We start from the raw sequence: 8935 nt of genomic DNA, 5'->3' as shown, positions 1-8935 counted from the left end.
CCGAGGGCGGTTCCGGCAACGAGGACGAGTTCCGGTCCGTCGTGTTCGACGAATCGTTCGTGCGGGCTGCCCGGATCCAGGAGCTGTCCGCCCGGGAGCGGCTCGCGGGCCCGTTCGGCAGGGCCACCCGGCCACGGGTGCGGCTCGGACCGCTGGGCACCGTCCCGCGCCAGGCGCTGGCCCTGCTGCTGCTCATCCTGCTGGCCTTCGGGGCCGCGGTGTACTTCGGGGTCAACTCGCCGAAGGGGATCGTCCCGGCGCGGCCCGAGGGAAGCCAACTGACCGTGAGCCTGGTCGCGTTGAGCCCGGCCTCGGCCGTCCGCGCGGTCGCCGACCCGGCGGACCCGTTCGCCGCGCTGCCGCTCGGGTACGGGGACGGCACGGCCGGGCTGAACACCCCGGACGGGGCCGCCACCGAGCACTTCACCCGGGGCGAGGTGACCAAGGCGCTGGACACCGTGCAGCGCTACCTGGTCGCCTCCTCGCTGGCCCCGGCGGCACTGGTCCAGGGCGTCACCACGGACGTGCGGGCCTTCGTCACGCCCGGCGAGCAGGCGCAGTTCGACGCGAGCGTCGCCCAGCCGGTGGACGACCGGCACCACGCGCTGACCGGCTGGGTGGTCCGCTTCGACCCGGCGCAGGTCGCGCTGGCGACGGACACGGTGAAGGTGGTCGGCGCGATGCGGGTCGACGAGGTGGACGGCGGCACGCTGCAGGTCACCACCGACCACACCTTCGTCTACGCGCTGCGGCCGGTCGGAACCCCGGCCGGAGCGCCGGTCACCCTGGAGACCGTGCGGCGCGAACTGACCTTCCAGTTCGACCGGGTGGACCTCGCCACGGCGCAGCTTCGGCTGGTGGACTCGGTGGTGCAGGCCGGGCCGGAGCCCTGCACCACCTCGATGGCGGGCTACCTGCAGCCGGTGCTGGCCACCTCCCAGGGCGCCGCGGTGGCGCCGCCGACCGCGATCGACCCGGGCAACCACGCGCGGCCGGCCTGGCAGGTGTGCGGGGTGCTGGCGGGGAGCTGAAGGGGCGGACACGCCGACGGCCGGCGCCCCGGGGGAGGGGCACCGGCCGTCGACGTGTCCGGGGCTCAGCTGTCGTCGTGGCGCTCAGCTGTCGCCGTGCTCCGAGGAGGAGCCGCCGCCGCGGTTGTTGCCGCCGGTGAAGGTGTCGCGCAGCTTGCCGCCGACGGTGGCGGCGCCGCCGGCCACGTCCCGCAGCAGGCCCATCAGCGGGTCCTTGCTCTCCTTGACCGAGGTCGTGTAGTGCTCGGCGGCGGCCTTCCACTGCTCGCCGACCGAGGTGTCCCGGTCGTCCGTGCGGCGCGGGTAGGCGCCGGCCAGGATCGAGCGGTACTCGTCGCTCTCCGCCCACTTCTTCAGCTGGGCGACCCGGACCACCGCGAAGGGGTGGGTCTGCGGCAGCAGCTGGAGCAGCTTCAGAACGCCGTCGCGCAGGTCGCCGGCCTTCTCGTACTCCTCGGCCTGCTCCAGGAAGGCGTCGACGTTCATCTCGCCCAGGTTGTGCCCGCCGGCCAGCTTCATCAGGGCCCGCATGGACGCCTGGAGGTCCTGCCCGGCGAGCAGGCCGGCCCGGTCGCTGGACAGCTCGGCCTTGCGGAACCACTCCTTGAGCGCGGTGACGAGCGCCGTGATCGCCAGGTTGCCCAGCGGCACCCAGGCGATCCGGGTGGCGATGTTGGTGAGGATCATCAGCATCGTCCGGTAGACGGCGTGGCCGGACATCGCGTGGCCGACCTCGTGGCCGATGACCGAGCGCAGCTCCTCCTCGTCGAGCAGCTCGACGAGGCCGCTGGTGATCACGATGATCGGGGTGTCGATGCCGATGGTGAAGGCGTTGACCGCCGGGTCCTGGGTCACGTACAGGTCCGGGACCTGCTCCAGGTCGAGCACGTAGGCGGCGTCGCGCACCATGTCGTACAGCTCGGGGAACTGGCGCTCGGAGGTCTTCACGGCGGTGGCCAGGAACATCAGCCGGATCGCGCGCTCGGAGACCAGCCCGGCGAGCTTCTTCAGGATGTCGTCGAAGCCGGACAGCCTGCGCAGGGCGACCAGGGCCGAGCGGTCGGCGGGGTGCTCCCACGCCCGGGTGGAGATCTCGGGGAATCGCTGGCGTCGACGGCTCGGGGTCTTCGCGGTCGGGTCGGTCATGCTCTGAGTACCTCCTGGTCGACGGCGGCCCCGGCCGCAGTGGCCGGCCCCCGCTGGTCTTCGCCTGCAACGACTGTCTGTGCAACGTCCGCGGTTGCGTACTCGTCCCCGCGGCCAGCCTACGCGCGGGTCGGACCGTGCCGCAGGGGCCGGTGGGCGGCGCCGGTGTGAGGCGGGTTTACCCTGAATGCCCTGGAGAACCGAGACCGGACCCGGCCGCGGTACCGAGCAGTTCGAGGAGCCCTCAGATGTCCACCGACGCGCTGGTCAGCCTGGCCGCCCCCATCTCCGACGAGTCCGGCCCGGGCCTGTTCCTGCGGATCATCGTGATCGCGTCGTTCGTCGGGATCGGCCTGCTGATCTGGATCATGGCCCGCGCCTTCCGCGGCAACTAGGAACGTTCCCGGGTCGTGCGGGCTCCTGGGAACGTTCCTAGGACCTGCCGGCTCACACCCGGTCAGCGGCGGTGGGCCGCCGAGCGGTTGCCGTGTAACCACCCGTACGATGACGGGTGGGCCCTCACCGGCCCGGAACAACCCCCAGGTCCGTTCACCGAGCCGAGAAGGTCCCGCCGACCATGAGCACTGCCGCCGCACTCCCCGTTCTGAACCTGCTCGCCGAGGGCGAGGGGGGCAACCACGACAGCCTGAACCCGCTCCTGACGGGTGGCGCCGCGCTGGTCATTCTGCTGCTCCTGCTCTTCGTGACCACCCGCTTCAACCGGGACCGCTGAACCGCACCGCTGAACCGCGCCGCCGAACCGCGTCACGGGATCGCGTCACGGGACCGCTCGGGGAGCGTCCGGCCACCGGGCTGGCCGCTCCCTCACGCATCTGCCGACAACCCCCACCAGGGCGTTCCCGCCCCGTAACAGGCGTCGCGTAATGTGTGGCGGCATGGGAGAGCAGGCCGGGATTCCCGGCGGACCGGAACCGGTGAAGAAGCGCCTCGGGGTGATGGGCGGCACCTTCGACCCCATCCACCACGGCCACCTGGTCGCCGCCAGTGAGGTGGCGAGCGCGTTCCACCTGGACGAGGTGATCTTCGTCCCGACCGGGCAGCCCTGGCAGAAGAGCGACCGGGAGGTCACCCCGGCCGAGGACCGCTACCTGATGACGGTCATCGCCACCGCCGAGAACCCGCAGTTCTCGGTCAGCCGCATCGACATCGACCGCCAGGGACCGACCTACACCGTCGACACCCTGCGCGACCTGCACGCCCTGCACCCGGACGCCGACCTCTTCTTCATCACCGGCGCCGACGCGCTCGCCCAGATCCTCTCCTGGCGCGACTCCGACGAACTCTTCTCGCTGGCCCACTTCATCGGGTGCACCCGCCCGGGGCACACTCTGTCGGACGCCGGACTTCCGGTGGGCGGGGTCTCCCTGGTGGAGGTCCCGGCGCTGGCCATCTCCTCCACGGACTGCCGCAACCGGGTCGCCAAGGGCGAGCCGGTCTGGTACCTCGTCCCGGACGGCGTGGTCCGTTACATCGACAAGCGGGCGCTGTACGCGCCGCACGGGACCTGAGCCAGGAGCGGGCGTGACGGAACGCAGCGGCCAGCAGCCGGAGGATTGGTCCACCGGGCAGTACCAGCAGCCGTACCAGGGGTACCAGCACCCGCAGCAGCAGTACGACCAGTACGGGCAGCAGGGCGGGCACGAGCAGCAGGGCCAGTACGAGCAGCAGCAGTACGACCAGTACGGGCAGCCGGTGTACGGGCAGGGCGCGTACGGCGGCTACCAGGAGCAGGGGTACCAGCAGGGCCAGGCGTACCAGCAGACCCAGGGGTACCCGCAGCAGCAGGGCCAGTACGAGCAGCAGCAGTACGACCAGTACGGGCAGCCGGTGTACGGGCAGGGTGCGTACGGCGGCTACCAGGAGCAGGGGTACCAGCAGGGCCAGGCGTACCAGCAGGGCCAGCAGCAGCCGTACCAGGCCGCCCCGGTCGTCGCCGAGCCGCGGCCCGAACCCGCCGCCGAGCCCGCGCCCGCTCAGGATCCGGTCGAGCCCGCCGCGCCCGCCGTCGTGCCGCCGCCGCGCGGGCGCACGGCCCGGCCCGCCGCCGGGGCGGCCCCGGCCAAGCCCGCGCCCTCCGAGCAGGTCGCGGGGGCCCGGGCCGGGAAGGCCGGCGGCCGGGCGCCCAAGGACGCCTACACCACGGGCGAGTTCACCTTCGTCGACGAGGAGGCGGAGGAGTCCGAGGACGTCATCGACTGGCTGAAGTTCGCCGAGTCCCGCAGCGAGGTGCGCGCCGAGCGGCGCCGCAAGCTGCGCAACCGGCTGATCGGCCTCGGCGTGGTGGTGGCGCTCGCGGCGGGTGGCGTGGGCGGCTACCTGTGGTTCACCGGCGACAAGCCGACCGCGGCCGCCGCGGTCGGCGGGCGCCAGGTCAACGTCGTCCACCTGCGCGACCTCCAGGGCAAGGTGTCCAGCGCGCTGCTGGTCAACGACGCCTCCGGGAAGAAGGGCACGGTGCTGCTGCTGCCCGACACCCTGCGGCTGCCCGGCCCCGGCGACCCGCCGGTGACCACCGTCGGCCAGGCCATGGACGCGATCGGCGCCTCGGCGACCCGCGACGGCCTGTCCACCGTGCTCGGCGCCCCGGTGGCCGGCACCTGGCGGCTGGACACCCCGTACCTGGAACTGCTGGTCTCCCAGCTCGGCGGCGTCCGGGTGGACACCAACGCCGAGACCCACGAGGGCGGCAAGCCGGACGGCAAGCTGCTGTCCGCGGCGGGCAAGAACACCCTGCTCAGCGGCAAGGCCGCGGTCGCGTACGCCACCCTGCAGGCGCCCGGCGAGAACCGGGACGCCCAGCTGGCCCGGTTCGGACAGGTCATGGACGCGGTGGTGCGCACCATGCCGACCGACTTCAAGGACGCCAAGGACGACGTGCACCGGATGAACGCGGTGCTCGACCCCTCGCTGCCCGAGGACGCCCTCGCCGGGGTGCTCGTCCAGCTCGCCCAGCAGGCGAAGGACGGCCACTTCGGCACCAGCGCGCTGACCGTCAAGCCGGACGGCGGCCTGGACGAGGCGACCGCGGGCAAGCAGGTCAAGGACGTGCTCGGCGGCACCGTGAAGTCCGCGGCCTCGGCCGACGCTCCGGCCCGGGTCTCGCTGCAGGACGCCTCCGGCAACGACGCGGCGGCGGCCGCCGCGCAGGTCCAGATCGTCAACTCCGGCCTGACGTTCGTACCGGGCGGCGCCAAGACCGCCCCGCAGGCCGCCAGTGAGATCCGCTACACCGACGACGCCCGGCAGGCCGCGGCGAAGTCGCTGGCGACCAGCCTGGGCCTGCCGGACACGGCGGTGAAGAAGACGGGCGACGCCCAGACCGCGGACCTGCTGGTCGTGCTCGGCAAGGACTACCAGCCGCCGAAGAACCAGTAGGCGGGCGCGGGGCCGTGCCGGGTCGCGGCCCCGGGCGGCCTCCGGCGGTCCGCTACGGCCGCGCCGGGGGCTTCGTGACGGTCCGAGGCGGCTTCGTGAGGGTCCTCGTGGGCTTCGTGACGGTCCCCGTGGGCTTCGTGACGCTCCCCGTGGGCTTCGCGACGGTCCCCGGGGCCCCGGAAAACGGTTCCGGGGCCCCGGGGACGGCGTGAGATCCTGGAAGGCGACCCCGGCCGCGCGCCGGGGCGCCCCCCAAGCCGCCGAGCCGGAAGAACACCGTGACCGTCACCGACCACAGCCAGCAGCTCATCACCGTCGCCGCGCAGGCGGCGGCCGACAAGCTCGCGCACAACATCATCGCCTTCGACGTCAGCGAGGTGCTGTCGATCACCGACGCCTTCCTGATCGCCTCCGCGAACAACGACCGCCAGGTCCGCTCGATCGCCGAGGAGATCGAGGACCAGCTGCGCGAGCAGCTGGACATCAAGCCGGTGCGCCGCGAGGGCGAGCGCGAGGGCCGCTGGATCCTGCTCGACTACCTGGACATCGTGGTGCACGTCCAGCACTCCGAGGAGCGCTCCTTCTACTCGCTGGACCGGCTCTGGAAGGACTGCCCGGAGCTGCCGCTGCCCGAGGACGCCCTGGCCTCGCGCAACCGTCCCGACGCCATCACCGACGAGGCCGGCAACGCCGTCGCCCCGGCCGACGACTTCGGCAAGCCCGAGGACCTGCACTGAGCCGGGACGCGCGCGGCCCGCGCATCGTCTTCTGGCGGCACGGCCAGACCTCCTGGAACCTCGAATCGCGCTTCCAGGGCACCACGGACATCGAGCTGACCGGCCAGGGCGTCGTGCAGGCCCAGCGGGCGGCCCGGCTGCTCTCCGGCCTGCGCCCGGACCTGCTGATCTCCTCGGACCTCAAGCGCGCCCGGCGCACCGCCGAGGAGCTGGCCGCGGTCACCGGCCTCGACGTGCAGCACCACGAGGGCCTGCGGGAGACCTACGCGGGCTCCTGGCAGGGGCTGACCAACGCCGAGATCCGCGAGCGCTACCCGGAGGAGTACGCGGCCTGGGCGGCCGGCGAGCCGGTGCGCCGCGGCGGTGGCGGGGAGCTGGCCACCGAGGTCGCCGACCGCTCGGTGCCGGTGGTGCTGGAGGCCGTCGCCAAGCTGCCGGAGAACGGCACGCTGGTCGTGGTCAGCCACGGCGGCACCATCCGCACCATGCTCGGACGGCTGCTGGAGCTGGAGCCGTCCCTGTGGGAGTGCTTCGGCGGGCTGTCCAACTGCTGCTGGTCGGTGCTCGGCCAGGGGGCGCGCGGCTGGCGGCTGCTGGAGCACAACGCGGGCACGCTCCCGCAGCCGGTCATCGGCGACGACACCTGACGCCTTCGGCACGGGCCCCTGCGGGGGCCCGGGCGGGGGCCCGGAGAGGGCGGATTTCGCAGTTCCGGCCCTGACCAGCTAGAGTCTTCCTCGTTCGCAGGGAAGGAACGCGGCCCGGAAGGGAAGCGGGAGATCCGGTGAGTGCGGGGCTATAGCTCAGTTGGTAGAGCGCTTGCATGGCATGCAAGAGGTCTGGGGTTCAATTCCCCATAGCTCCACTCCGCATCGGCGGTCGTGGTCAGCCAGGGTCGCCCGTGTCGCGGGGCTATAGCTCAGTTGGTAGAGCGCTTGCATGGCATGCAAGAGGTCTGGGGTTCAATTCCCCATAGCTCCACAGTGGTTCGAGAGGCCGTCACCCAAGGGGTGGCGGCCTCTCGGCGTTCCCGGGGAGGTTCTGCCCCGAGCCCGGCGAGCTGAGCGACCTCCTCGCGTCGCGGCCCTGACGTGTGGCGGTGCGGGCCCGGCGTGTGGCGGCGTGAACCTGGTGTGTGGCGCCGCAGCGTCGGTGTGTGGCGGCGCAGCGCCGGCGTGTGGCGGCGCGGGCCTGGAGGGGACCGACGCCCTCGGGGGAGACGAGTGCCCGGCGAGCCTCGCCACCCGCGCCCGGCGCCTGGCAAGCCTTCAGGAAGCCTGCGGCGCCCCCGGGAGGACCGCCGCGGGGGAACGGATTTCTGAGCATGCCCCGGACCGTGTAAAGTAGTCGATGTCGCCGAGGGAAACGGACGGAAACGATCGGAAACCTCCGGTGACATCGCAGGTCGAGGGGCTATAGCTCAGTTGGTAGAGCGCTTGCATGGCATGCAAGAGGTCTGGGGTTCAATTCCCCATAGCTCCACAGCAGTCGAGAGCCGCCACCCGGAAACGGGGGGCGGCTCTTCGCCGTTCTGCCCCCGCCACCCGCGAACGGGCCGGAAAGACCGCTAACGTCGTGCCATGGCCGATCTGCAGCGAAGGCGGAACGAGGAGCTGGCCCGGATACTGCACCAGCTCGGTTGGAGCCCGGAACGGCTCGCCCGCGAGGTGAGCCTCGCCCTGCCGCCGGGCCTGGCCATCAGCTCCACCGCCCCGTACAAGTGGCGCGACCGCGGCATGGTGCCGCGCAGCCCGCACGACCAGGCCGTCTGCGAAGTGCTCAGCCGCACCCTGGGCATCGCCGTCACCTACGAACAGCTCTGGGGCCGGATGGGCGGCCACCGCGGCGCCAAGATCCTCTCGCCCCGGCTGCTCACCGACCCGTGGACCGCCGACACCGCCCAGACCGCGCTGCGCGAGGCCGCCACCGACGCCGGGCCCGTCCGCCTCACCGACCTGTTCCGCAGCGCCGACCTCGACCACGCCGCCGAGCGACTCGGCTCCACACCCCCGCCGGTCGGCGGCGGCGAAGGCGCGCTGCGCGTCGACCCCGGACTGGCCGGCGAGCTCGGCCTGTCCTACCGCAGCAAACAGCGGCTCGAACGCTCCTGCGGCGGCGGCCTCGTCCTCGGCCCCGCCCGGGCCGAACTCGCCATGCTGGCAAAGCTGTTGGAACTGGGATCGTACGACGAGCGGCTGGGCCGCGAACTGTACGGCACCGCCAGCAGACTCGCCCGGCTGGCCGGCTGGGCCGCGTACGACCTCGGCCACGACGCGGCCGCGCAGCGCGCCTTCGTCGCCGCGCTGCGCGCCGCCCACGTCAGCGGCGACGCCCGGCTCGGGATCGCCGGGCTCGGCGCGCTGGTGGTGCTCGCCACCCAGGGCGGCGGCGGGCGCGGCCTGGACGCCGTCTCCGCGCTGAGCACCGCCCTGGAGGCCCACGGCCCCGCGCTGAGCCCCACCGCCCGGGCCCGCCAGCTCGGCCGGATCGCTCGCGCGCACGGCCGCCGGGGCGAGGCCGAGCAGGCGGAGGCCGTCGCCGCCCGGGCCTTCGCCGAACTGGACGGCGTGCCCGGCACCGAGGAGACCAGGGCCGAAGTCGCCGGGATGGTGGGGGAGGGGCGAC

Annotated in this window: 8 protein-coding genes, 3 tRNA genes and 1 pseudogene; 11 read left to right on the top strand and 1 reads right to left on the bottom strand. The window is 73.0% G+C overall.

What is annotated here, in order from left to right:
- Positions 1-1031 (top strand): hypothetical protein (locus J0670_RS21325; protein WP_207813238.1); only part of this gene is annotated, 1031 nt, incomplete at its 5' end.
- Between the two features lie 84 nt (positions 1032-1115).
- Here J0670_RS21325 and J0670_RS21320 read toward each other — a convergent pair.
- Positions 1116-2177, bottom strand: coding sequence for a M48 family metallopeptidase (locus J0670_RS21320; protein WP_207813237.1), 1062 nt, complete (start codon positions 2175-2177; stop codon positions 1116-1118).
- A gap of 248 nt (positions 2178-2425) precedes the next feature.
- On the opposite strand from J0670_RS21320, the gene J0670_RS21315 reads away from it, so the two are divergent.
- The 10 genes and pseudogenes from J0670_RS21315 to J0670_RS21270 all read left to right on the top strand — a co-directional run.
- Positions 2426-2572 (top strand): hypothetical protein, encoded by a 147-nt coding sequence (locus J0670_RS21315; protein ID WP_207813236.1) that lies wholly within the window; start codon positions 2426-2428, stop codon positions 2570-2572.
- Between the two features lie 182 nt (positions 2573-2754).
- The gene (locus J0670_RS21310; protein WP_167344219.1) at positions 2755-2910 is read left to right on the top strand and encodes a hypothetical protein; all 156 of its coding nucleotides are present in this window, start codon (positions 2755-2757) and stop codon (positions 2908-2910) included.
- A 151-nt stretch (positions 2911-3061) separates the two neighbouring features.
- Positions 3062-3706, top strand: coding sequence for a nicotinate-nucleotide adenylyltransferase (nadD, locus tag J0670_RS21305; protein ID WP_374223139.1), 645 nt, complete (start codon positions 3062-3064; stop codon positions 3704-3706).
- 13 nt (positions 3707-3719) lie between these two features.
- Complete coding sequence (locus tag J0670_RS40315; protein WP_207813234.1) at positions 3720-5573, top strand: LytR C-terminal domain-containing protein; 1854 nt, start codon at positions 3720-3722, stop codon at positions 5571-5573.
- A 278-nt stretch (positions 5574-5851) separates the two neighbouring features.
- On the top strand, positions 5852-6310 hold the full coding sequence (gene rsfS, locus J0670_RS21295; protein ID WP_207813233.1) for a ribosome silencing factor: 459 nt from the start codon (positions 5852-5854) through the stop codon (positions 6308-6310).
- Positions 6307-6957, top strand: a complete 651-nt coding sequence (locus tag J0670_RS21290) for a histidine phosphatase family protein (RefSeq protein WP_207813239.1) — start codon at positions 6307-6309, stop codon at positions 6955-6957. Before rsfS ends, J0670_RS21290 begins: the two co-directional genes overlap by 4 nt.
- Before the next feature lie 145 nt (positions 6958-7102).
- Positions 7103-7175 (top strand) — tRNA-Ala (locus J0670_RS21285).
- 43 nt (positions 7176-7218) lie between these two features.
- Positions 7219-7291 (top strand) — tRNA-Ala (locus J0670_RS21280).
- Between the two features lie 428 nt (positions 7292-7719).
- Positions 7720-7792 (top strand) — tRNA-Ala (locus J0670_RS21275).
- 98 nt (positions 7793-7890) lie between these two features.
- Positions 7891-8935 (top strand): annotated as a pseudogene (locus tag J0670_RS21270) (hypothetical protein); the annotation flags it as partial.

The organism is Streptomyces sp. FH025 (assembly GCF_017427025.1).
Classification (GTDB): domain Bacteria; phylum Actinomycetota; class Actinomycetes; order Streptomycetales; family Streptomycetaceae; genus Kitasatospora.
Note: the sequence above shows the minus strand (reverse complement) of the source record. Positions and strands in the feature narration are given on the sequence as shown.

What these genes read in the sequence shown, in the direction of transcription:
- J0670_RS21310 (WP_167344219.1), top strand. Translation starts at nt 2,755, where the DNA reads ATGAGCACTGCCGCCGCACTCCCCGTTCTGAACCTGCTCGCCGAGGGC.
- nadD (WP_374223139.1), top strand. Translation starts at nt 3,062, where the DNA reads ATGTGTGGCGGCATGGGAGAGCAGGCCGGGATTCCCGGCGGACCGGAA.
- J0670_RS21320 (WP_207813237.1), bottom strand. Translation starts at nt 2,177, where the DNA reads ATGACCGACCCGACCGCGAAGACCCCGAGCCGTCGACGCCAGCGATTC.
- J0670_RS21315 (WP_207813236.1), top strand. Translation starts at nt 2,426, where the DNA reads ATGTCCACCGACGCGCTGGTCAGCCTGGCCGCCCCCATCTCCGACGAG.